This window comes from Peribacillus phoenicis, from assembly GCF_047238085.1.
Classification (GTDB): domain Bacteria; phylum Bacillota; class Bacilli; order Bacillales; family DSM-1321; genus Peribacillus.
Genome location: NZ_JBDFMF010000001.1, coordinates 3,403,945 through 3,428,534 on the forward strand (window position 1 = coordinate 3,403,945; position 24,590 = coordinate 3,428,534).

25 protein-coding genes are annotated in these 24,590 nt (G+C 43.6%); 4 read left to right on the forward strand and 21 right to left on the reverse strand.

Features of this window, described 5'->3' with window-relative positions; all coding sequences use genetic code 11:
- Nucleotides 1–60 precede the first annotated feature (60 nt).
- A complete protein-coding gene (locus ABC374_RS16705) occupies nucleotides 61–216 on the forward strand; it encodes a hypothetical protein (protein ID WP_202190573.1) in 156 nt (51 codons plus the stop codon).
- A 250-nt stretch (nucleotides 217–466) separates the two neighbouring features.
- Here the strand turns inward: ABC374_RS16705 and ABC374_RS16710 are convergent, their stop codons facing one another.
- The 14 genes from ABC374_RS16710 to cymR all read right to left on the reverse strand — a co-directional run bounded on the left by ABC374_RS16710 (nucleotide 467) and on the right by cymR (nucleotide 14,015).
- Nucleotides 467–757, reverse strand: coding sequence for a DUF1292 domain-containing protein (locus tag ABC374_RS16710; protein WP_063232962.1), 291 nt, complete (start codon nucleotides 755–757; stop codon nucleotides 467–469).
- A gap of 11 nt (nucleotides 758–768) precedes the next feature.
- Nucleotides 769–1,194: a Holliday junction resolvase RuvX gene (ruvX, locus tag ABC374_RS16715; protein ID WP_034308633.1), complete on the reverse strand. Its 426-nt coding sequence runs from the start codon at nucleotides 1,192–1,194 to the stop codon at nucleotides 769–771.
- Nucleotides 1,194–1,463, reverse strand: a complete 270-nt coding sequence (locus tag ABC374_RS16720) for an IreB family regulatory phosphoprotein (protein WP_034311358.1) — start codon at nucleotides 1,461–1,463, stop codon at nucleotides 1,194–1,196. The genes ruvX and ABC374_RS16720 overlap by 1 nt, the downstream gene beginning before the upstream one ends.
- Nucleotides 1,464–1,529: 66 nt before the next feature.
- Nucleotides 1,530–4,166 (reverse strand): alanine--tRNA ligase, encoded by a 2,637-nt coding sequence (gene alaS, locus ABC374_RS16725; protein WP_413018995.1) that lies wholly within the window; start codon nucleotides 4,164–4,166, stop codon nucleotides 1,530–1,532.
- Nucleotides 4,167–4,477: 311 nt separating this feature from the next.
- Nucleotides 4,478–5,554 carry an AI-2E family transporter gene (locus tag ABC374_RS16730; RefSeq protein ID WP_230177052.1) on the reverse strand — a complete coding sequence of 359 codons (1,077 nt, stop codon included), beginning with the start codon at nucleotides 5,552–5,554 and terminating at the stop codon, nucleotides 4,478–4,480.
- 226 nt (nucleotides 5,555–5,780) lie between these two features.
- Nucleotides 5,781–5,996 (reverse strand): hypothetical protein, encoded by a 216-nt coding sequence (locus tag ABC374_RS16735; protein WP_034311361.1) that lies wholly within the window; start codon nucleotides 5,994–5,996, stop codon nucleotides 5,781–5,783.
- Nucleotides 5,986–6,444, reverse strand: a complete 459-nt coding sequence (locus ABC374_RS16740) for a PRC-barrel domain-containing protein (protein WP_413018998.1) — start codon at nucleotides 6,442–6,444, stop codon at nucleotides 5,986–5,988. Before ABC374_RS16740 ends, ABC374_RS16735 begins: the two co-directional genes overlap by 11 nt.
- Before the next feature lie 147 nt (nucleotides 6,445–6,591).
- Nucleotides 6,592–7,365, reverse strand: coding sequence for a TPM domain-containing protein (locus ABC374_RS16745; protein ID WP_413019000.1), 774 nt, complete (start codon nucleotides 7,363–7,365; stop codon nucleotides 6,592–6,594).
- The gene (locus ABC374_RS16750) at nucleotides 7,365–7,934 is read right to left on the reverse strand and encodes a LemA family protein (protein WP_413019002.1); all 570 of its coding nucleotides are present in this window, start codon (nucleotides 7,932–7,934) and stop codon (nucleotides 7,365–7,367) included. The genes ABC374_RS16745 and ABC374_RS16750 overlap by 1 nt, the downstream gene beginning before the upstream one ends.
- 80 nt (nucleotides 7,935–8,014) lie before the next feature.
- Complete coding sequence (gene recD2, locus ABC374_RS16755; protein WP_413019004.1) at nucleotides 8,015–10,420, reverse strand: SF1B family DNA helicase RecD2; 2,406 nt, start codon at nucleotides 10,418–10,420, stop codon at nucleotides 8,015–8,017.
- Between the two features lie 36 nt (nucleotides 10,421–10,456).
- Entirely contained in the window at nucleotides 10,457–11,122 is a 666-nt protein-coding gene (locus ABC374_RS16760) for a tetratricopeptide repeat protein (protein ID WP_137019033.1), read from the reverse strand.
- Nucleotides 11,123–11,244: 122 nt separating this feature from the next.
- A complete protein-coding gene (gene mnmA, locus ABC374_RS16765; protein WP_413019007.1) occupies nucleotides 11,245–12,360 on the reverse strand; it encodes a tRNA 2-thiouridine(34) synthase MnmA in 1,116 nt (371 codons plus the stop codon).
- A 29-nt stretch (nucleotides 12,361–12,389) separates the two neighbouring features.
- Nucleotides 12,390–13,535, reverse strand: a complete 1,146-nt coding sequence (locus ABC374_RS16770; RefSeq protein WP_413019009.1) for a cysteine desulfurase family protein — start codon at nucleotides 13,533–13,535, stop codon at nucleotides 12,390–12,392.
- A gap of 60 nt (nucleotides 13,536–13,595) precedes the next feature.
- Nucleotides 13,596–14,015: a cysteine metabolism transcriptional regulator CymR gene (gene cymR, locus ABC374_RS16775; protein WP_034308657.1), complete on the reverse strand. Its 420-nt coding sequence runs from the start codon at nucleotides 14,013–14,015 to the stop codon at nucleotides 13,596–13,598.
- A gap of 1,153 nt (nucleotides 14,016–15,168) precedes the next feature.
- Here cymR and ABC374_RS16780 point away from each other — a divergent pair.
- Nucleotides 15,169–16,098, forward strand: coding sequence for a nuclease-related domain-containing protein (locus ABC374_RS16780; RefSeq protein WP_413019011.1), 930 nt, complete (start codon nucleotides 15,169–15,171; stop codon nucleotides 16,096–16,098).
- Between the two features lie 303 nt (nucleotides 16,099–16,401).
- Nucleotides 16,402–17,673 carry a replication-associated recombination protein A gene (locus ABC374_RS16785; RefSeq protein ID WP_413019013.1) on the forward strand — a complete coding sequence of 424 codons (1,272 nt, stop codon included), beginning with the start codon at nucleotides 16,402–16,404 and terminating at the stop codon, nucleotides 17,671–17,673.
- Nucleotides 17,674–17,702: 29 nt separating this feature from the next.
- Here the strand turns inward: ABC374_RS16785 and ABC374_RS16790 are convergent, their stop codons facing one another.
- From ABC374_RS16790 to ABC374_RS16810, 5 genes are all read right to left on the reverse strand, one after another.
- On the reverse strand, nucleotides 17,703–18,350 hold the full coding sequence (locus ABC374_RS16790; protein WP_413019015.1) for a DUF2642 domain-containing protein: 648 nt from the start codon (nucleotides 18,348–18,350) through the stop codon (nucleotides 17,703–17,705).
- A 213-nt stretch (nucleotides 18,351–18,563) separates the two neighbouring features.
- Entirely contained in the window at nucleotides 18,564–19,553 is a 990-nt protein-coding gene (locus ABC374_RS16795; protein ID WP_413019017.1) for a hypothetical protein, read from the reverse strand.
- Between the two features lie 399 nt (nucleotides 19,554–19,952).
- Complete coding sequence (locus ABC374_RS16800; RefSeq protein WP_413019019.1) at nucleotides 19,953–20,645, reverse strand: ABC transporter ATP-binding protein; 693 nt, start codon at nucleotides 20,643–20,645, stop codon at nucleotides 19,953–19,955.
- Entirely contained in the window at nucleotides 20,642–21,019 is a 378-nt protein-coding gene (locus ABC374_RS16805) for a GntR family transcriptional regulator (RefSeq protein ID WP_413019021.1), read from the reverse strand. Before ABC374_RS16805 ends, ABC374_RS16800 begins: the two co-directional genes overlap by 4 nt.
- Before the next feature lie 3 nt (nucleotides 21,020–21,022).
- Entirely contained in the window at nucleotides 21,023–21,808 is a 786-nt protein-coding gene (locus ABC374_RS16810; RefSeq protein ID WP_413019023.1) for a hypothetical protein, read from the reverse strand.
- Nucleotides 21,809–21,963: 155 nt separating this feature from the next.
- On the opposite strand from ABC374_RS16810, the gene tagU reads away from it, so the two are divergent.
- Nucleotides 21,964–22,893: a polyisoprenyl-teichoic acid--peptidoglycan teichoic acid transferase TagU gene (gene tagU / locus ABC374_RS16815; protein ID WP_413019025.1), complete on the forward strand. Its 930-nt coding sequence runs from the start codon at nucleotides 21,964–21,966 to the stop codon at nucleotides 22,891–22,893.
- An 806-nt stretch (nucleotides 22,894–23,699) separates the two neighbouring features.
- Here the strand turns inward: tagU and ABC374_RS16820 are convergent.
- On the reverse strand, nucleotides 23,700–24,188 hold the full coding sequence (locus tag ABC374_RS16820; protein WP_413019027.1) for a VanZ family protein: 489 nt from the start codon (nucleotides 24,186–24,188) through the stop codon (nucleotides 23,700–23,702).
- Nucleotides 24,185–24,316 carry a YwzD family small protein gene (locus ABC374_RS16825; RefSeq protein ID WP_413019029.1) on the reverse strand — a complete coding sequence of 44 codons (132 nt, stop codon included), beginning with the start codon at nucleotides 24,314–24,316 and terminating at the stop codon, nucleotides 24,185–24,187. The genes ABC374_RS16820 and ABC374_RS16825 overlap by 4 nt, the downstream gene beginning before the upstream one ends.
- Nucleotides 24,317–24,590: the final 274 nt, after the last annotated feature.

Consider the following 24,590-nt stretch of genomic DNA (forward strand, 5'->3'; position numbering starts at 1 on the left):
GCAGGAAAATTCATATAGGAATGGTATTATAGATTTAAGATAAAGAAAGGTGTGAAGGAGTTGGATAATTCTTATTTTGTAGGTTGGGGGACATTGGCACTCATAAACGCCGGACTTGCTCAAGGTAAAAATAGAACGGCGTTGAATTGGTTCTTGCTATCTTTATTTTTGGGTCCGCTCGCCACTTTTATGCTTTTATTCGCAGAGAAAAGATAAGGTGTTACTGGTACATAAATGAAAAAACCGACCTTTTTAAGGGTTTGTACAATTTGAACGTTGATTTCCTTTCCAGGCACTCGCTTTCCGCGGGCGGTCCGCCCTCGGCGCCTTTGCGCCTTTGGTGTCTCCCCTTGACACGCTTTTCCCGCAGGAGTCTCGCACCTTCCAATCAACTTTGTTTTTAAATTTTAGATTGAGCCTCTTTTCAAAAAAAAACCGACCTTTAGGGGCCGGTTTTTTTCTAATCTTATTCTTCTTCTGCTTCTTCTTGGTCAAGGAATGTATTTAACATTTCTTCGACTAGATCCCACTCTTCTTCTGTTTCGATCGGTGTAAGTTCACCATCTTTATTATCTTCGCTCGGTACGAATGATGAAGCGTGGATTTCGATTTCTTCCTCATCATCTTCCGCTGACATCGGATAGTAAAGTACATAAGATTTGTTGAATTTATCTGAGTCGAATGTGAAAAGGATTTCGCAAAGTTGCTCGTTTCCGTTTTCATCTACTACTGTAATGTTGTTTTCGCCGTGTTCCATTTGTATTCACCTCATATTGAATTTGTTTGTCTGTCCAAGAATCCTTGCAGAATCATGACAGCTGCCATTTTATCAATGACTTTCTTGCGTTTGCTTCGGCTCACGTCCGCCTCAAGAAGGACACGTTCAGCCGCCATAGTTGTCAACCGTTCATCCCAGAGAAACACCGGCAGCTTGAATTTGTTTTCCAATCGTTTAGCGAAATCTTGACTGATCTCGCCTCGCGGTCCAACGGTCCCATTCATGTTTTTCGGTAAACCGAGGACAATTTTAGAAACATCATGCTCTTTTATGATTTCATTGAGGCGTTTAAAGCCGAAGTCATTTCCAGCTTCGTTAATTTTGATCGTTTCCAATCCTTGTGCAGTCCAACCCATCGCGTCACTCAGGGCGACGCCGATGGTTTTTGAACCTAAATCAAGTCCCATTGTGCGCATTAGTATTCCTCTCGATGGTTCTTAAGATACGACTTAACCAATTCTTCGATGATTTCATCGCGTTCAAGCTTACGAATAATGTTTCGAGCATCCATATGGCGCGGGATGTAGGCCGGGTCACCAGATAATAGATAACCGACAATCTGGTTTATCGGGTTATAACCTTTTTCCTGAAGTGCAACATAAACTTGAGACAATACTTCTTGTACATCTCTTTCGAATGGTTCTTCGGGAAAATTAAATTTCATCGTTTTATCAAAGGAACTCATAAACATGCACCTCTCCTCAGCGTCCAGAATCCACTATTACCTACATTGTACAACACTTTCCATTGATTATGAAATCGATAAGACCCATTCTTCAACAAAATTAAGCGCTGCATCCAATTTTTCTGGGTCTTTTCCGCCGGCTTGGGCCATATCCGGACGTCCGCCGCCGCCGCCGCCGCAACGGGAAGCAACTTCTTTGACCAATTTACCAGCATGGAAGCCGCGGTCGATGTAATCCTTAGTCACTCCGGCAATCAAATTGACTTTATCACCTTGGGCCGAACCTAATACGATAATGACAGAATCGAGCTTTTGTTTCAAATCATCTGCCATTGCACGCAGATTATTCATGTCGGTAGCTTGAACCTTCGCCACCAATACTTGAACGCCATTTACGTCTTTTACGTTAGAAACAAGGCTGCTTGCTTCAATATTACTTAATTTTGCAGTAAGGCTTTCATTCTCACGATGAAGATCCTTCACTTCAGCCAGTACCGTTTCAATTCTTGAAGGTACATCTTTCAAGTTCGTTTTCAATTTGGCAGCCGCGTCTTTCAAGACACCGATTTGATCAGTCATCAATTTGTATGCCCCTGCACCCGTTACCGCTTCAATACGGCGAGTACCTGCGCCGATGCCGCTTTCGGATACGATTTTGAACAAGCCGATTACGGCTGTATTCGGAACGTGGACACCCCCGCAAAGCTCAAGGCTGTAATCGCCGATTTGAACGACGCGGACAATCTTGCCGTATTTTTCGCCGAACAACGCCATTGCGCCCATAGCCTTTGCTTCCTCGATGTTTTTATAGTCCGTATTCACTTGTAAGCTTTGCCAAATCTTTTCATTTACAATCGTTTCGATTTGTTCAATCTCTTCCGCCGTTATCTGGCCAAAATGAGAGAAATCGAAGCGAAGGCGTTCAGCCTGTACGAGTGACCCTGCTTGATTGACATGTGTTCCAAGCACATCTTTCAACGCCTGATGCAGAAGATGCGTCGCTGTATGGTTTTTCGTGATATGGATCCGATTTTCTTGATTTACCGTAGCAACGATATTGGAATCTGCTGTTAAAGTGCCGGCAGTAACCGTTACACGGTGCAGATTTTGGCCATTAGGGGCCTTTTGGACATCATGGACATCAACCTTCACGGATTCACTGGCCATCGTTCCTATATCGGCTATTTGTCCGCCGCTTTCAGCATAGAAAGGAGTCTTGTTCAGTATCACTTGAACTTCTTCACCTTCTTGTGCCTCCGTTACAAGCTCGCCATTTTTTACTATGGCAGCAACTTTGGCTTCGACAGCGACTTGATCATAGCCGACAAATTCACTTTCAACTTTAATATCTCCCAATACCCCGCCTTGGATTTGCATGGAATCCACATCTTGACGCGCTGAACGGGCACGTTCACGCTGTGCATCCATTTCCTTCTCGAATCCAGCCTGATCGACCGTCATGCCTTCTTCTTCTGCATATTCTTCCGTTAACTCAATCGGGAAGCCATATGTGTCATATAAACGGAATGCATCACTGCCAGGAATGGTTGTACCGCCTTTTTCCTTTTCCTTTTTAATGACTTCAGAAAGGATGGCGAGTCCATCATTTAGAGTTTCATGGAAGCGTTCCTCTTCATTATTGATTACTTTTGCAATGAACTCTTTATTTTTAAGGACTTCAGGGTAGAAGTCTTTCATGATTTCGCCGACGACCGTCACAAGCTCGAACATGAATGGTCGATTGATGTTGATTTGCTTAGCATACCGGACCGCTCTGCGGAGTAAACGGCGCAATACATAGCCGCGGCCTTCGTTGGATGGAAGAGCCCCGTCACCTACCGCAAAGGCTACCGTACGAATATGGTCGGCAATGACCTTGAATGCAACATCTTTTTCTGAATCAACACCATATTTCACATCGGAAATCTCTTCGACTGCCCGGATGATTGGCATGAATAAATCTGTATCATAGTTCGTCGCAACATCTTGAACGACGGAAGCCATACGTTCAAGGCCCATGCCTGTATCGATATTTTTCTTTGGAAGCGGTGTGTAAGAACCGTCCGGATTATGGTTGAATTGGGAAAACACAAGATTCCAAACTTCTAGATGCCGTTCATTTTCCCCGCCTGGATATAGTTCCGGATCATTCGGATCATCGCCATATGCTGGTCCGCGGTCATAGAAAATTTCTGTATTCGGGCCGCTTGGACCTTCACCGATATCCCAGAAGTTCTCTTCAAGGCGGATGATCCTTTCTGCAGGAACACCGATTTTCTTATTCCAGAGTTCGAATGCTTCATCATCTTCAGGATGGATCGTCACAGCCAATTTGTCTTTGTCGAACCCAATCCATTTTTCATCCGTCAAAAATTCCCATGCCCATGTGATGGCTTCTTCTTTGAAATATTCACCAATGGAGAAGTTTCCGAGCATTTCGAAGAACGTATGATGACGTGCCGTTTTCCCCACGTTTTCAATATCGTTTGTACGGATGGCCTTTTGAGCATTTGTAATCCTTGGATTTTCAGGAATAACTCGTCCATCAAAATATTTCTTTAACGTCGCCACTCCGGAATTGATCCAAAGCAATGATGGATCTTCATGAGGAACCAATGACGCACTTGGTTCGATGTTATGGCCTTTTTCACTAAAAAAATCTAAATACATTTGGCGGATTTGAGCACCAGTTAAATACTTCATATATATATCCTCCTTTAAAAATTATGTAATTTTGAGCACACAAAAAAACCCCCATCCCAAAAACAGGGACGAGAGTTGACTCGCGGTACCACCCTGATTATGGACGCAGGAATTCATCCCAGGCCCATCACCTTCATAAAAGCCTTAACGCGGCATGACGGCAGGTATTAGCTGCTCTCAGGACTAGCTTTCTGCTGCTCTTCACCTTACAGTCCCTTTCAGCCTGGGGGACCACTCTCTTTTAGATGGACTTCAGCATACTTCATCCTTCAACGAATTATCTTATGTAATGGATTATATTCACAAGACTTTTATTTGTCAATAAGGGGCGGCTTCTTTCTAAAGTGAACGCGGGCATGAAGTACAAAAACTTTCAATACTGCCAAGATGGGAATCGAAAGGACCATGCCCATGATACCTCCTATTTCACCCCCGGCCAATAATGCGAGCATGATGAACAGCGGATGCATATGGAGGCTTTTACCGACTATAAGCGGCGAAAGGATATTTCCCTCAAGAAATTGAAGTACAAGCACGATGACCGCGATGATCAACACCATTTTAACTGACATTGTCGCGGCAATGACCAGTGCAGGAATCGCCCCAATAATCGGTCCGAAATACGGAATGACATTCGTTATCCCGATTATCGCCCCCAATAGAAGCGGATATTGCATTCCGACTATCCAGAAGAGCAGCGAGGAAATCAAACCGATCACGACACAGACGATGATTTGTCCGCGGATATAGCCGCCAAGCGACGCATCCACATCACGAATGAATGCCCGTCCCTGCTTGCGCCATTTTTTCGGCGTCATATACCATGCCATTTTTTTTAAAACAGTGAAATCTTTCAGGATATAAAATGCGATGAATGGAATCAACGCAATCAGGACGATGAAATCAATCATCTTCATTGCATACTCCATCGCCTTTTCAGGTATACGCTTCAGCCAATCTTCGAAAAGGGTGACACCTTCTTCGAATCTTTCATGAATTCCGAACGGCCAGGCCGCCGTTTGATGGTTGAGTTTATCAATGCTGCCCCGGTACTGTTCAACCAGTTCCGGCACGCTTTCGGACAGCTCGCGAACCTGGCTGACTATCACTGGAATGCCTTTATAAACAGCAAAGCCGATCCCTCCGAAAAACAATAAATAGATGATCGTAATCGAAAGCCAGCGACGCATCCCTTTCTCATTTAAATATTCCACTACAGGGTGCAGCAAGTAACTGATGAACGCACCAATCAAAAAAGGCAGCAGTACCGTCACACATACAGCAACGACAGGTCCCCACATGGGCTTAAGTTTCATAAAGATATAGATAACGAAAAATAAGAGCAATAAAAAACCCAGGCGATAAAACCACTTTAGACGAATACTCACAATAAACACCTCCCGCTCATTTATTCTTCGAAAGGCGGAAGGTTTTCATACATAAAAAAGAGTGCCCTCATTATCAGGACACCCATTGTCGCTATAATAATGATTTTAATCTTTTGCGTATTTTCTTCATGTTCCGTTTAAACATCTTCGAGTTCATCAAGTCAGAACCCATATTCATTAGAGTATTGCGTGAACGTCTAGCCATTGCAAACACCTCTTCCGTTATTTACATACCGAAGCGGCGGTCATTTTCCTCAAACAAATCGTCCAATGAGCTTAAACTTCCATCTTCCTCGACTTGGTGCGTATTTATGAGCCCTTCGGATAGAGTCATTTCAATAAAGCAATTCCAACAATAATATTGATTTACGCCAATCTTCCCCACATCTTTACTGCGGCAATTCGGACATTTAATTTCCAAAATGGACACCTCACTGTTCATAAACTGAAACAATGATGGTATCCTTCCCTAATGCAGGCGGCTGTTTTGATTCTATCACTGTCGACTCCGAGAAAAACCCATCCGTTGTTTCATACGCTATAATCGTGCCCATTTTTTCCTTGAAATATACATCCTGCAGTAAACCAAGCTCTTCGCCCATTTCTGAAAAAAGCATGCGTCCCAATAATTCGTCCTTCGAAAGGCAAATGGAATCCACAGGCACTTTCCTTAAGGTTGAATCCTGTTGCATGATGACGATCCCATCTGGACCGAATGAAGAAATATCGTCGAGTTTCAAATGAAAAGCTCTTTTGAACAATGCTTGTTGATGAACGACCAAGCCTGTTACCTGTCCCATTTCAGAAATTGATAAATCGTGGACCGTGCCGATTCTTTCTCCTTTGATTGTAAAAACCGGCATCCCTTTCAATAAAGAAAACGTCCGCAAGGTCATCCCGCCTTTCCGAACATTTTTATTATCTGTTTTCTATTGTAAATAGATGTGCTGAAAGGTTTTCCATTGTTGGTCCCTCTTCCGGTAATACAGAAACCAGGCCACAAAAAAAGACCGGTTTCCCGGTCTTATACACTTACCTTACCATCCTCTGCTGGCACCTCCGCCACCGGAACTTCCTCCGCCGCCGCCCCGTGGACCGCCGCTGCCGCCTCCACGGCCGCCGCCACCTCCGCGACTGATGATTATCAAAAGGATATTGATTAGCGTTTGAAGGAAAAATCCTTTAAAGAACTTGGCATCGAGGATGACTACGATGATGACTACGATGATAATGAGGAAAATCTGTAAACCTGATGGCTGAAAGGTTTCTGACTCGGGCTGAACGGAGAGATCTTGATAAAACTCGTCACCTAGGTCGTATTCTTTCGTGACATCGTTATATACAGCCTTATAGGTCTCCGTCAGGGCAACATCATATTTACCCTCTTTCACCGCAGGGATGGCCACATCATCCAAAATCTGTCCAGATCTTATATCGGTAATGGCCCCTTCCAAACCGTACCCCACTTCAATGCGGATTTTCTGTTCTTCCACGGCCAGCACAATGAGGACTCCATTGTTCAGCTCGGCATCACCAAGCTTGAATGATCTCAATGCCTCGACCGAGTACTCCTCGATTTCGGATCCTTCCATCGAATCAACCGTCAAAACGGAAATTTGTGCTTTTGTGGCATCATCCAAGCGTTTCCCAAGTTCGATGAGTTCGGATTTTTCCTGATCATCCAGGACACCAGCAAAGTCCTGAACATATATATCCCCAAACGGTTCAGGGATGTTAGGTTGTGCTGCGGCTACGTTTGCTAAACCGAACGTGAGAATGAAGAATAGCGCAAACACAGCGAGTCTTTTCATTATTTATCGCTCCCGAAATCAACCTTTGGCGTTTCTTTTTCTTGATCGGTCACTTCAAAATATGGTTTGGCATCGAACCCGAACACTCCTGCCATCATATTCTTTGGAAAGCGTTTAATCATTTTATTATAGTTGGTAACTTCATCATTATAGTCTTTTCGTGCTACCGTCAGCCGATTTTCCGTTCCTTCCAAACTATCCATGAGACCCTTAAAGTTCTCATTGGCCTTTAAATCCGGATAGTTTTCGACAACCACCAAAAGTCGGCTCAAGGCCCCACTCAATTCTTGATCGGCATCAATCGCTTCTTCAGTCGAATTGGCACCGGCCAGCTTCGAGCGTGCATCACTCACCGCTTTAATGGCTTCCGTTTCATGCGAAGCATAACCCTTCACCGTTTCGACAAGATTTGGAATCAAATCCGCTCTTCGTTTTAATTGATTATCCACCTGCGACCATTTATTGTCGACGTCTTCACTTGCACTTACAAGGCCGTTGTATGAAGATGCTCCATAAATGACCAATAAAACGACAACGACTATTCCTATTATCCAACCTTTTTTCATCAAATCCCCCCTACTCTTTCACATATTAGTTATAGTTCCACCAAAACAATGAATTTTAAACAAAATTCACCCAAAAGAGCCCGCTACATAAAATCATAAGGCGTGACATTCTCCATCCCGATCATCGGGTCAGCATGCATGAGAATATCAAGATAACTTGATTGTTGAGGTACCTCTCCCTTTTCCGCCGGCATTTCTTCTTCACTCAAAATTCCCCGCAGCTTTTCACGCAAAGTGGTTTTACGGCGCATCTCATCATTACGCTCGATCCCTAAACGGAATGCATCTTCTTCACCACAAAGGATCAAGAAATTTTTACTGCGCGTAATCGCCGTATACAATAAATTACGTCGGAGCATCCGATAATAGCTTTTAACTACAGGTAAAATGACAATGGGGAATTCACTTCCCTGCGACTTATGGATGGAGCAGCAATAGGCATGTGTGATCTGGTTCAAGTCCTGCTTCGTGTATGTCACTTCGATGCCTTCGAACGATATGATTACTTTATCGACAGAATCGGTATTTTCTTTAGCGAACAATATGGACACGATTTCTCCCATATCGCCATTAAAGACACCCTCCTCTGGCTGGTTCACCAGTTGAAGCACCTTATCTCCCGTTCTGTATATTACGTCTCCGAATTTTATTTCCCGCCGCTTTTCATCCGCATTGCTATTGAACACTTCCTGAAGCATTTTATTCAGTGCATCAATCCCGGCAGGCCCTCTATACATAGGAGCCAGCACCTGTATATCCTTGGCCGTGAAGCCCTTCGTCCTGGCATTGGCAACCACTTTCTCGATTACTTGGGCGATTTGACCGGTTTGGCAGCGAATGAACGATCGATCTTCTTGCTGTTTCGTGACATCATCCGGAAGCCTTCCTTTTTTGATTTCATGTGCCAATTCAATGATCGACGAGCCATCGGCTTGACGATAAATATGTTCAAGACTGACAGTCGGGACACAATTCGATGCAAGCAAATCCTTTAAAACCTGCCCAGGTCCAACAGATGGCAGCTGATCTTCATCACCAACCAATATCACTTGGACATTTTCCGGCAGAGCTTTAAACAATTGATGGGCCAGCCACGTATCCACCATTGAAACCTCATCGATGATTACGATACGGCCATCCAGCTGATTATCCTCATCATGGGAAAAGCCTTCACTCCCGTTCCACCCGAGCAAACGATGGATCGTAACAGCGGGAAGCCCAGTCGATTCCGCCATGCGTTTCGCTGCACGGCCAGTAGGAGCCGCAAGTACGAATGGAAATGGATCGCTTCCTTCTTTTTTATAATCGTTAATGTCCATGGAAACGCCATGCAGCTCTGCATATAGCTCAACGATTCCTTTGATGACTGTCGTCTTACCCGTACCCGGTCCGCCCGTCAAGATTAACATGGGTGATTGCAGGGCCGTTTGGATCGCTTCCTTTTGGGCCGGGGCATAGGAAACATCCAGCCGCTCTTCAAGCTCCCCAAGTGCCAGCAAGAACTCTGATTCGGGGAACTGGTCCTCATACTCGGTTTGAGCAAGCAGCCGCTTGATGTTCATCACGATTCCCTTTTCCGAATAGAAAAGCGAAGGCGGATAAATTCGTTGATCCTCGACAACTATTTTCCCCTCTTGCGTCAATTCGATTATTTCCGAGGAAATGTTCGTGAACTCAATGCGGTCCCGCTTATTTTCCTCAAGCAGCCGTTTGACCGCTTCCAATAGCTGCTCAGCTTCTATGTAGATATTTCCGTCCTGCAGGCATTGAGATTCAAGCGTATACAAGCACGCAGCCTTGATTCGGTCGGGATGGCTGCCGGAAATGCCCAGCTGATGCCCAAGCTCATCCGCCCGTCCAAAACCAATCCCTTCAATATCCTCTACGAGCTTATACGGATTTCCCTGAACCATCGTGATCGTATCCTGTTTATACATTTGATAGATCTTCATCGACAGCTGCGGACCGAAGCCATATTGATTCAGGGCGATCATCACCTGCTCCAGACCTTGATGCTCGACCAATGTATCATAGAGGCCCTTTGCCTTTTCCCCGGATAGCTTCGGGATATCATCAAGTAGCGAGGGCTGAGCCAGAATTTTTGAAATTGCCTTTTCACCCAGTGTCTCAACAATGCTTTCTGCTGTTTTCTTCCCAATGCCCTTGAAAAGGTCACCTGATAAATAACTGACGATGCCTTCCTTGGATTGAGGCAGATCCTTGCGAAAATGCTCTACATGAAATTGAAGGCCAAAACGCGGATGTTCCTTCATCGCCCCATAAAAAATATAGATCTCATCCTCATGCATCCTTGGAAAATAACCAGTTACGACCGCTTCCTTCTCTTCATAATTCAGATTCGTTTCATGCACACGAATTCTTACAACCGAGTACATATTTTCTTCATTATGAAAGATCGTCACTAAATGACTTCCTTTCATGAACATTTTCTCTTCTGAAAACAAATCCAACGAATCTTGCTGGCTCAACGCTTCTCCCCACCTTTCCATGCATATGCTTTTTATTTACTCAGCATTCATTTCTTCCAACAGTTTCTTACCGTGCGCAGCAAGCATATGGTCAGGCTGTGCTTCCAAAGCCTTATCAAAATAAGCCATCGCTGCTTGCGCATCCTCACGATACCCTGCAAACGCAACACCTAAATTATAATAAGCATCCGCATGATTCGGATCCTGTTCCACAACTAAATTCAGTTGATTGATCAATTCATCATATAATTCCGCATTAGCAAGACATAACGCATATTGGAATCTTGCATCAACGTCCTCAGGGCTCAGCTCCACCGTTCTCTGTAAATAAGGCATCGCCAATTTCGGCTGATCTAATGCCATCAATGTCAATCCAAGCATGAAGTAAGCATCGCTGTTATCCAGCCCTAAACGGATTGCCTTTTCGAACATATCCTTCGCTTCGACTAGTTTAGAATCTGATTCATAATATAAGTTTCCTAAAGAATAGTAAGCCGCTGCTGCATTTTCATCCAGCTCGATCGCCTTTTTGTAAAACTTGACCGCTTTATCCGTTTCACCAACGGCAGTCAATACATTCCCAAAGTTTATGTAGGCAACAGGCTCATTCGGATTTTCCTCGATCGCCTCATTAAAAACTTTCGCCGCTTCTTCGTATTTCCCTTGCTGCATAAATTCAATTCCTTGTTGATTCTTATCCATATCCATTCACACTCCATTTTTATATTAAAAAGTATAGCATAAGCCAGTGATCGAATTCAGGCGGTACACCCGCAATCCAAAAGAAGTCCCCAACCGCAAACACAGCTGGGGACATGCTTATTTTACCCTACGTAAGTCAGTTTTTCACCTTTTTTAAATACTTCATCAATCGTACCGCCGCCAAGGCACACTTCACCTTCATAGAATACGACTGCTTGTCCAGGTGTGATCGCGCGGACTGGCTCGTCAAAGATGACTTCGACGTCACCATTGTCCAAGACCTTCACCTTAACACCGCTATCCTCTTGACGATACCTGAACTTTGCCGTACAAGTAAATTCACCCGCAGGTATATGTTCCGCTACCCAGCTGACATTCACTGCACGAAGGGAATTGGAATACAGCACATCATTATCAAAGCCTTGACACACATATAAAACATTGCGCTTCAAGTCTTTTCCCGCAACAAACCAAGGTTCGCCGCTGCCGCCAATCCCTAGACCGTGACGCTGACCGATGGTGTAATACATCAATCCGTCATGCTTGCCCATGACCTTGCCATCCATCGTGACCATATCACCAGGCTGAGCTGGGAGGTAATTGCTTAAAAACTCTTTGAAATTGCGTTCACCGATAAAACAGATGCCTGTAGAATCTTTTTTCGTTGCCGTGGCAAGACCCGCATCTTTCGCAATTTCACGGACTTCCTTCTTATCAATGTGTCCAAGCGGAAACATGACTTTTTCCAACTGTTCTTGAGTAAGCTGGTTCAAGAAGTACGTTTGATCTTTATTATTATCGACACCGCGAAGCATTTTGTATTCGCCATCCCGGTATTCAACCTGTGCGTAATGACCTGTAGCCACATAATCGGCACCAAGGCTTACTGCATGTTCAAGAAATGCCTTGAACTTGATTTCCTTATTGCACATTACATCCGGATTCGGGGTACGGCCCGCTTTATACTCATCCAAGAAATAAGTGAAAACTTTATCCCAATACTGCTTCTCGAAATTGACCGCATAATAAGGGATGCCGATTTGATTACATACGGCAATTACATCATTGTAATCTTCCGTTGCCGTACAGACTCCGTTTTCATCTGTATCATCCCAGTTCTTCATGAAAATCCCGACAACATCATAGCCTTGATTCTTCAATAGCAGGGCTGACACAGAAGAATCCACGCCTCCTGACATACCCACGACGACGCGGGTGTCCTGTGGTGCTTTTCTCATTCTGTCACCTCATTTATTTAAAGTAAGAATTATCTTCTCACTAATCTATTAACGATTTTAACGGTGGTTTCAGCCGCCTGCCTTACTTCCTCTTCCGTGTTGTTCAGACCGAAGCTGAAACGAATCGAATTCTTCGTCCGCTCCGAATCTTTCCCGAACATCGCCACAAGCACATGCGACGGATCGATTGACCCAGCTGTACAAGCGGATCCGCTCGATACAGCAACACCTGCCAAGTCCATATTAACGAGCATCGATTCCACATTCGTACCCGGAAAACTAACATTCAGCACATGCGGCAGCGACTGTTCCATAGATCCGTTAATTTCATATTGTACATCCGCCTCATCAAAGACGGCAAGCAATACGTCTTTAAATCGCTTGTATTGCTCCTTTTTCTCTTTCATCATGCTTTGTGCAATTGAAACGGCTTCTGCAAAACCGGCAATTGCAGGCACGCTTTCCGTACCAGCACGGCGCTTGCGTTCTTGTTCCCCGCCATATAATTGCGGATTCAGCTTCAAGCCTTCACGCATATAAAGAAAGCCGATTCCTTTTGGACCGTTGATTTTATGCGCGGTTACACTAAGCAAATCCACACCCAACTCTCGAACGTCGATAGAGATCAAACCATATGCCTGAACCGCATCCGTATGGAAAATGGCTTGATGCCCCTTGAGCAGCTCTCCAATTTCAGCAATCGGCTGGACCGTTCCAACCTCATTATTGCCGAACATGACCGAAACCAAAATCGTGTCATCCCGCAATGCGGCCTTTAGATCGGCAATTGAAATAAGCCCCGCTTCATTCACAGGTAAATATGTGACCTCAAAGCCAGACTTTTCAAGGAATTGGCATGTATGCAAAACCGCATGATGCTCAATCTCCGTCGTAATGATGTGCTTCCCTTGTTCTTTATAAGCATTCGCAACACCAATGATCGCCGTATTATCCGCCTCGGTTCCGCCGCTCGTGAAAATGATTTCATTCCGCCCCGCACCGATGCTCGCTGCAATACTCGAACGCGCCTCATCCAAAACATGGCGTGCCTCCCGACCGAAAGCATGAATGCTCGACGGATTCCCGAAGTCATGGCTCATGACCGTCATCATCCTATCGATCACATTCGGATGCATCGGTGAAGTCGCAGCATGATCTAAATATATTCTGTCCACTTTTTTGTCGCCTCCATTAAAAAACGCAAGCGCCTACATAATAGGCGCATTGCTAATCACTTAAATATAGTACATATAAGAATCGATTTCACCCGTATCCTTGTAGCTCGCCAAATCCATAAGCGTCGTATTATCCAATACGTCCTTCACAGCATCGCGAATCCGGATCCAAAGCTGGCGCTTCACCGGCTCCTCATCCTCAATTCCTTCAACAGGGGTAATCGGCCCTTCCAATACACGAATGACATCACCAGAAGTAATCTCCTGAGGATCTTTAGACAGGACATACCCGCCATACGCACCGCGCACACTCTTCACCAATCCCGCATTACGAAGCGGCGCAATCAGCTGCTCCAAATAATGCTCCGACAGATTATGCGTCTGGGCAATCGATTTCAAACTCTTCGGACCTTCTCCATAATGTTTAGCAAGCTCAATCATAATTGTCAAACCATAACGGCCTTTAGTAGATATCTTCATACATATACACCTCAAATTATTTATCCGTTTCTAAATTCTTTTGAAATTATAGCATATTCCCGCCGGAAATGCATTCACCCGCCCTTCATTTGTCAAATTATCCTAATTGGAGAGGTAGGAAAAAGGAAGAAAAGAATGAAATGTGAAGGATAGGATGACGAATTTTATACAGCATTTTGGGTTAGGACTGAATTTTTCGCTCGGACGGCCGGATTATTGCGGGGATAGGTTGAATTATTTGCTTAGACGGTCGGATTATTGTGGCGATAGGGCGAATCTTTCGATCGGACGGTCGGTTTATTGGGTGCTAGAACGGATTTTTCGCTTGGAAGCTGGATTATTTACGCTAGGTCGGATTTTTCGATCGGACGGTCGGATTATTGCGGGGATAGGTTGAATCTTTGGCTTGGACGGTCGGTTTATTGGGTGCTAGAGCGGATTTTTCGCTTGGAAGCTGGATTATTTACGCTAGGTCGGATTTTTCGATCGGACGGTCGGATTATTGGGTGCTAGAGCGGATTTTCCGCTTGGAAGCTGGATTATTTACGCTAGGTTGGATTTTTCGCTCGGACGGTCGGTTTATTGCGGGGATAGGTCGAATCTTTCGCCCGGACGGTCGGTTTATTGGGTGCTAGAACGGATTTTTCGCTTGGAAGCTGGATTATTTACGCTAGGTCGGATTTTTCGATCGGACGGTCGGATTATTGCGGGGATAGGTCGAATCTTTTGCTCGGACGGCCGGATTATTGTGGCGATAGGGCGAATCTTTCGATCGGACGGTCGGTTTATTGGGTGCTAGAACGGATTTTTCGCTTGGAAGCTGGATTATTTACGCTAGGTCGGATTTTTCGATCGGACGGTCGGATTATTGCGGGGATAGGGCGAATCTTTCGATCGGACGGTCGGTTTATTGGGTGCTAGAGCGGATTTTCCGCTTGGAAGCTGGATTATTTACGCTAGGTTGGATTTTTCGCTCGGACGGTCGGTTTATTGCGGGGATAGGTTGAATCTTTCGCTCGGACGGCCGGATTATTGGGCGCTAGGTCGAATTAAGACGAAAGTACGTTACATGCCACATTTAATTTCACTAAAATACAGGAAATCACTTTATTAACCGAGAATACTTCACTTAAATCTATAAGGAGTGGTTATCATGATTATTAAAAACTGCAAGATGCCTTTAAAAATAGACATGCTCGAAGCTCTGATGAGACGCTTACCTCATGGACATGCGAAGCAACCGGCAATTAAATCCCTTCCTGAAAAAGAGTATCTACTCTTTCATGACCTCCGACTAATTGGATCATCTTTCCCCTTCCAAATGGACATCCTCATTCTCACATCCTCTTTCCTTTTAATCCTTGAAGTCAAAAACATGGCTGGTGAAATCTTTTTCGATAATGCATTCAATCAACTTATCCGTACAAATCCAGATGGAAAAACCGAAGCTTTTGATGATCCCATATTGCAAGTGAGCCGGCAGCGACAGCACTTATTAGACTGGTTAAAAACAAAAAGAATGAACAACCTTCCAGTTGAAACCCTCGTTGTCAGTGCCAATTCTTCAACGATCATTCGGGCCGGGAATACGGATATTAATAGAAAAGTGATACGTAAGGATCGGATTCTACTTAAAATTGAGGAATTAAAAAACAAGTATAACGAAGCGGTCCTTTCTACTAGAGCAATGAAACGATTATCGAATTTATTGCTTGATGGTCACATCCCTTATATTCCTAAACCGCTAGAGAATTATAGAATTCCGATTACCGCCCTCCAAACCGGAGTATTCTGCGATAAGTGTCATGCATTTTCGATGGAGCGGAAATCAAGAAAGTGGATTTGCCGTACCTGTTTGGATTTTTCCCTCGATGCTCACATTTCGGCACTTTATGATTATCTATACCTCGTCAAACCTACCATTACCAATAAGGAATTTCGAAACTTCCTACAACTCCAATCCCCATCCAGTGCAAAGAAACTATTACTTTCACTAAAATTGAATCATTCCGGACATACTAGAGGCAGATTTTATCTATTAAATTCTCTCATAGAAGCAGAGGTCGGATTATTACGTCGGTAGGTCGGATTTCTCCGCCGGTAGGTCGGATTAGTCCGCCGGTAGGTCGGATTTCTCCGCCGGTAGGTCGGATTTCTCCGCCGGTAGGTCGGATTTCTCCGCTGGTAGGTCGGATTTCTCCGCTGGTAGGTCGGATTAAACCCCTGTAGGATGAAATATTCCGCTGATAGATTGAATTATCGAGCTCACAGTACAAATTAAATCCCCACACGGACTACTATAATAGGAATTCCCCCTCTTTTATAGCATAATCAGCGCATTTCCCCCATCAGTTGTGATACCTTATATAAAAAGGAGAGGTGCGCAATGAATATTAAACCGCTTGCTTTCCGGATGCGGCCTCGGTCGATAGATGAGATCATCGGGCAGGAGCATCTGGTCGGTGAAGGGAAAATTATCGCAAGGATGGTGAAAGCCAAGCAGCTTTCTTCCATGATCCTGTATGGTCCTCCGGGAATTGGCAAGACTTCGATTGCAAGTGCGATTGCCGGAAGCACGAAGTTTGCTTTTAGGACACTGAACGCGGTGACCAATAATAAAAAGGATATGGAAATCGTGGCCGCCGAGGCTAAGATGTCGGGGAAAGTGATTCTGCTGCTTGATGAGGTTCATCGTCTCGATAAGGCGAAGCAGGATTTCCTATTGCCTTATCTTGAAAACGGGATGATCACCTTGATCGGTGCAACGACCAGCAATCCCTATCATGCAATCAATCCGGCCATCCGTAGCCGGTGCCAGATTTTCGAGCTCAAATCATTGGAAACCAATGATATAACCAAAGCTCTGGAACGGGCACTTCATGATGAAGAGCGCGGGCTTGGTGCGTATAGAACGGATGTCAGCCTTGATGCCCTTACCCATTTCGCAACGGCTTCGAACGGAGATGTCCGCAGTGCGCTTAACGCTCTTGAGCTCGCCGTCATTTCCACCGAACCCGATGAGTCCGGAACGATTCATATAGATCTGCAAATTGCCGAGGAATGCATGCAGAAAAAAAGCTTCTCACATGACAAGGATGGAGATGCCCATTACGATGTTCTGTCGGCTTTCCAAAAATCAATTCGCGGCAGTGATGTGAATGCAGCCCTTCATTATTTGGGGCGATTGGTCGAAGCCGGCGATCTTGTCAGCATTGCCCGCCGCATGGTGGTCATCGCTTACGAAGACATAGGTCTTGCCAATCCGCAGGCTGGTCCCAGGGCCCTCGCTGCAGTCGAAGCCGCTGAACGGCTCGGGTTTCCTGAAGCCCGGATTCCACTTGCCAACTCCGTGATTGAGTTATGCCTATCACCTAAATCGAATACGGCTATTACCGCAATTGATGCGGCTCTTTCCGACATTCGCAGCGGCCATAGTGGAGATGTACCAGATCATCTTAAGGATGCCCATTACAAAGGGGCCACTGAACTCGGACGTGGCATCAGCTACCTTTATCCCCATGACTACGAGAATGGTTGGGTGAAGCAGCAATACTTACCGGACAAACTGCGCAGAAAAAAATATTACAAACCGAAAAAGAGCGGGAAATTTGAACAAGCCCTTGCCTCGGTCTATGAAAATATCGAGAAAAAGAAATAACTCCGGATCACTTCAGACCCGGAGTTTCTTTATTGTGGGAAATGAAAACTTTTAACATGCCTCATGTTGACAAAAATCGCCTCCCCTTGAGCATTCACCATCTCAATAATGCCATCTTTCACTGCACTGATCATCCCGATATTCTGCGGATGCATCCCCAAGTCGAGCACTACCAGTTTATTGGTTAACTTTTTCACCTGCTCCTCCAATGTCCGGGCCCAGCTTAAAGATGAAACCTGTGCCAATTGTTCCCCTTTATTCAAACCGTATGGACCCTTTGCATCATCGCAAACCGAAAGCCACTTTAAATGATCCATCGAAATGAACATCGTTTTAAATACTGGCGAATAAAAGACGAAATAGTTATTCATGATGCCCACGATATAACCATGAACCGAGTTTTTTTTCGTGAGCAGGATTTCAACAAACATCCCCTTCGCATTCATCAGTAATTTTCGGAACGATGTCTCGTCAATCTCCGGCTCTCCTCCCGAACCAATCTCCTCATCGATTATAGGAAAGGAAAAATTCTTAATGTGCCGGAATGGAATGTAACGGTAGGCTTTTCCAGTATACAAAACGATGATGTCAGAACTTACTTCAATTAAAATCCCCGCTTCATGTATATTCCCTGAGAGCTCCAGTTCCATATACTGGCCTATATGCTTTGCTAACAAGCGACTCTTCCCCCTTTATATTAAAATCAACCAAACAAAATGGTTGCTTGGCCATTTTAAAAGCATTTGAACATAAACTTTTGAAAATGAAAAAATAAATCAAAATGGTGTAACGAATCCCAATGAATCCATCTTGGGCAACAACGGCATGTCCACCTTTCATAAGAAGGCACAACAACTCGATCTTGGTTGCTGTACCTGTTTGGTATTTCTTTACCGGATATTTTGATTTGAAGCTTTGATTAGGTTCTCAATCCAAATTTGCTTGAATGCATTTGCACGAGGACTTCTGCGTCTTGCTGATATTTCTTCTGAGCTTGAGCTTGAAGAGCTTTCATCTGAGCTTGAGCTTGAAGAGCTTTCATAAGAGCTTGAAGAGCTTTCATATGAAGAACTGCTCTCTTCTGAAGAACTGCTTTCATCTTTTCTACTTCCGTTTGCTGAATTTCCATTTGCTGAATTTGCGTTTGATGCACCTCCGTCTGACGAACCTCCATCTTCGGATTTTTCATCTGTCTCCTCTTCAGCTTCTTCCTCTACCTGCACAGTTAAGGCAACGAATTGGACATGATCAGTTGTCACATAAAATAATTCTTGATTATGCACAACGATAAGGTACGTATCAGCCACTTCCATCAGGATGCCCTCAACCCTCTCAGGTCCACCAGCGAAAACGGATACCCAGTTGTGGACTAAGCGAGTCAGAATTCCATTTAGTGTATCAGTTCCGTTATAAACAAATTCAGGCAATAATTGTTCGTCTGATTGTTCTATCACTGTTACACTTTTAATATGGGAAATCGGGTATAAAACAAGCCCATCTTTCTCCGTGGATAAAACTAAAAATTCATCTTTCACATCTACAACCCGGCCAACTTTAGATGCCGGACCGCCGCCATTCACTTGAATGCAGCTAGTTTGAAGAGTTGCCAGCAATCCTAAAAAACTGGTCGGAAATACTATTTCTTCTTCCTCGGCCAATAAATCGACTTGTGACTTTTTCGCATTCGCGACAACGATTTTCAAATGATCCCTTGCGTAATACACAAGTTGAGTTTGTTCATCTTTCCCTGTTTGTAAAACGATATAATCGCTTAATACTCCTATAAGCCTGCCTTCTCTAGAATCAGGCCCGCCTTTAAACACCCTCACCGATTTTCCTGTTAAAGCATCAAGGTACGGTAAACCAACAGTCTCTGCCATTTTTCCTTTAGCCTCCAATAGTTATTTATACTTTAATGATATCCGTACTGCATATATATGCGCCTGCTTTCTAATACGGACTCTGCTTATCACCCATTTTGTAGGAAATCGTCGTACGCCTAGAAATCCCCTTTTGAAAAATCACTTTTTCCATTCTATTCAACTTTTAAAAAAGGGCCTTACTTTTTAATAAAAAAACCCCGGAATTTTTTCCGGAGTTACATCAACAAATCTCTATATAGAATGAAATGGCTTTCCTTTGCCCGGATTTTGTCACGGTCATATGCTGCTTGCCTGCGTTTTTCAAGTTAGGATGGACAATTCCTTCATTCTCAACTTTCACTAAGCACCACCCTCCTTAACTGAAAAAAACTCCAAATGAAATTTGGAGCATGACATTTACCTATGTTTTTCCTTTAGCCACCCGATTACCGATTTCCCACCTTTTTCGCGGAGATCTTCGGCTTCTTCCTTTCCAATGGCCTTTCCATCCTTGATTACGATTACCTCATCGAGGATGTTTTCGACTTCCTCAATTTCATGAGTCGCCATGATAACCATTTGCCTTTCAAAATCGATAGAAGATAGCAAGCTCCGGACAATCGAATCCCTGACCATAACGTCCAACCCTGAGAATGGTTCATCCAATAATACGACCGGTGCCTCCCGAGAAAGGGCTAGCACTAATTTAAGCCTTCCCCGATTACCTTTCGACATCGTACGGACCTTCTTCCGGACATCCAATTTCATGGTTTCCAGCATTTCAATTGCCTTATCCCGATTAAAATCACCAAACTGCGAAGCATGAAAATCAATATACTGACCTGCCGTAAAATTGGGATAGAAAAAATCAAGTTCTGTCAGATAAGAAACAACAGAAACTGTTCTCCTGCATACCGGCATCCCAGCGACCGTCACCTCACCATGATCCGGTTTAGCGAGACCCGCAATCAGTTTAAGCAATGTTGACTTACCGCTTCCATTGGCTCCTAACACCCCATAAATCTTCCCCACTTCAAATGTGAGTGATACACCATCAAGCGCAGCAACGCTTCCATACTTTTTCGATACATCATGCAGCTTAACCGTCATTCCGCATCCCCCTGCTTCTTCAAAAACTGCTGTACCGCTGTCAGCATTTCTTCTCTCGACAAGCCAATTTCTTTCATGTTCTCAAAGAATGCCTCAATAACTTCCGTTCGGATCCGGGTACGCAGTGAAGCAATCAGCGCCGGATCATTTTTCACGAATGTACCTTGCCCCCTTCTCGTCTCCACAATTCCATCCCTCTCAATTTCGGTATAAGTACGTTGTATCGTATTCGGATTGACACCCATTTCGACAGCCATTTCGCGGACCGATGGCAACTTATCCCCACTCTTTATCTCACCCCGTACAATTGCATAACAAATTCGATCGGCAACCTGTAAATAAATCGGTTTTGAAGCATGAAAATCCTCTGGCATCCGTTACACCTCAATCTTTCGATCCAGCAGCCAACATGAAGCAAGGAACATTATCACTAATCCAATAACATCCAACCCGCTTGTCAAAAGCGAAATATTTCCCCCGCCTTCTAAATAAAACTCCAATTTGGATTGAGACAAGCTAAACGACGAACCGCTAAAAGCTGGTACAGCCCATATATCATCCAGTTTCTGATATAGCATTGTCTGGCCAACCCAATTTTTCAATAAAACCGTTCCTATAAACAGAAGAAACACTAACAGCCAACGAATATTTTTAATAAGTTGAATCCTTGCGAGTGCATGATACACTACCCATAAAAACATCATAAGCACAGCTATGACAATACTAACCGCCGTCATAACCCCGCCTACCTGTAACAGGCCTATCAACTCCATATTTTCCAGCTGAAAGTCTTGCTGGAAATAACTAGTTGGTACCCTAGAAGCCACAAAAACTAAACAGCAGGCAAATAAAATGGAAATCACCTGAAATAGTACACATGACAATAATTTACTTCCTAGCAACATCGCTGCAGACTGGGGATTGTAAATCCACAATTGCGTCTTCCCTTCATAATTCAAACATCCAAAAATCAAAGAGAACATAATAAATGGTTGCAAGATCATGATTACCCATGTAGACATATAAAAAATACCTGCAACTTCCCAATACCTGGATACTAAAAAAGAAATAAACACAAATCCAACTTGCGCAATCAACAACCACAAAAGTGTGGATTTCCCAATCAACCACTCCTTTAGCACTAAACCTTTAAATGAATTCAATTTTTCCAACCCCTTAAGAATTGTTCTAGTTACATAGTACACAGTTACACCAAAATATGTCAAAGGTATTATAAAATAGCAAAATATACTATTATTTTATTAAGAAATTAAATATAATAGATTAAGTGGTTACAAAAAGAGGAAGGAAGTAAAATATGAGACATGAAAAGAAGAAGAAAAAGAAACGGACATGGCTGAAGGTAGTCGGGATAATTGTCCTACTTTTTATATTAGCAGGGGGAGCTTTTGCCTACTCGGTATGGAATTCACTGACAAAAACTGTTGATACGATGCATACACCAATAGACCGTACTACGGATAAACGAACTAAGGACCTTGCACTATCAGACCAGGAGCCATTCTCGGTGCTCATGCTCGGTGTCGATGAACGTGATGGCGACAAAGGCCGTTCAGATACTATGATCGTCTTGACAGTCAATCCACAAAAGAAATCGGTCAAAATGCTAAGCATTCCGCGTGATACACGGACCGAAATCGTCGGTCATGGTACACAGGATAAAATCAACCATGCATTTGCCTTCGGCGGCGCAAAAATGTCCATGGATACCGTTGAAAACTTTCTTGATATCCCAATCGACTATTATATGAAGATCAATATGGAAGGCTTTAAGGATATCGTGGACGCAGTCGGCGGCGTGACCGTGCAAAACGATTTGGACTTCACTTATGAAGGCGTCCATTTTGCAAAGGGAAGCATTAATCTAAATGGAGAAGATGCGCTTAAATATTCACGAATGAGATATGATGATCCGAATGGTGATTATGGCCGTCAATCCAGACAACGTTCCATCATCGAGGCTGTCATCAAGGAAGGCGCTAGCCTTTCATCACTGACGAAATACGATGATGTCTTCGATGCATTAAGTAAAAATATCCAGACGAATTTAACGTTTGATGACATGATGGACATCCAAAAGAACTACAGAGATGCAAGCAAAAGCATAACACAAGCAACCATTCCAGGAAATGGAACGAAAATCGACGGAGTCTACTATAATATCGTGTCGGATGAAGAAAAAGAAAAGGTCCAATCCGAATTAAAAGAACAATTATCCATCAAATAAGAAAAAATGAAAGAGCTGTCCGGACCCGCATCCCGACAGCTTTTTCATTTTCCCCGTCCAATATTCTGACAAAAAACGAACACCAATTGTAGAGATTTGTTGGAATTTTTGTTGTTTATTAGGCACTAAAAGACGGTATAATCTAATATGAGCTGACAATTCCATCTTCCCCTTGCCCCTATAATCACTTGACACTATCATTCACTGGACCCAGAATTCCATCAACCGTCATTCATCAACTATAATAAATAATCCTAAACAAAAGGAGTGGATTTATATGAAAATCAAAGCAGGCAGCTGGGCTATGCTAAGCAAACAGGACAAAATGTTTATTCTGAAAGCCATCAGTGATCGATCAAGAATGAAATATGTTTCATGAGAAGTGGCTCTTTTCGGCAATACATGAGAGCAACGCCTCTCCCTTTTCAATAAAACGAACTCGAGCCTGAAAAAGGAGAGGAATCTATTTAAACCGATAATCCCATTACAAACAGCATTCGCCTTTTTCTTTGATAATATAGCTATCTTGTTCCATATAAACACCCCAATGCGAGAATTGAAGACCTGTGTAACTGGAATTTCATAGGCCGCTTTATGCTGCCCTCCAACCTTATCCAGAATCCAGTTCTTCACTTTCTTAGTATCGGCCTACAAATCATACTGAAAGGCCTATACTTCCATATTGTAAAATCGCTCGGTAAATGAAAAATCATACAAGCCACTCACATAGCGTAGCATTCATAAACGACAAAAAAGAAGCATGATGCAGACATGCTCCTTAATTAAATGTATTGAAAATAAGTACTTCAGATCCGATGACGCCTTCTCCTTCGATAAATGAAAAGAAAACAGAAGATTCCAAGCAAACCGCCAAACGTGTCCAGCATGACATCCTGCCATAAAGGGGTACGGCCACCGGTTATTTTCTGATGCAATTCATCTGCACTCGCATATAAAAGGACACATATCAGAGCCCCTGAAAACGAAAGAATAGGATTCCTTACAAAACTGCGCCAAACACCCAAAGTCAATAAACCAAACACAAAAAAGATAAAAAGATGGGCACCCTTCCGAATGAAAAACTCCACAAAACCACTCACTCCAGCAGTATGGGCACTAACCTCAACCCCTCCATACATGAATGATATGCCACTTAGCTTATCATACCAATACGGCGTATTGAACTGCGCCAAAAAAGGGGTAACGCTTTGCTCCTCATACGTCTGCGAGGAAAAAAAGAAGATCAGCATCGCCCATGAAATGAGAAGGATGGGGAATATGTATTTACGGATCATACCTTATCAGGCTCCTCAATAATCCCACCTAATTTCTCCTTAAGCTCCTCCACAAGTTCATTTACAGTAACATCCTGCCCAGTCTCACCTTTTGTAAAAGTGTCTTTTAAAATATCAAAAAAATCCATTAGAAATTTCCACTCCAATATAATAGAGCCACTATCTCAAACTTCTATCCTATTCCTACTTTTCAAAAATAAGGAATCTAGCTCTTTTATTTGATAATTACATATAGAGTGGGGATTGGCAAGTGGAATTACATTAATAGGAAGTGAATCTTACAGTTGTATGACAGTTAGTTTCTTTTGACAGGAATGAAGAGCAAAGAGTACCTGTTATTTTCTTTACTTTATACAAATTATGATAATCCTCCCCTTAAAGTAAATATTGATAACTCCACTA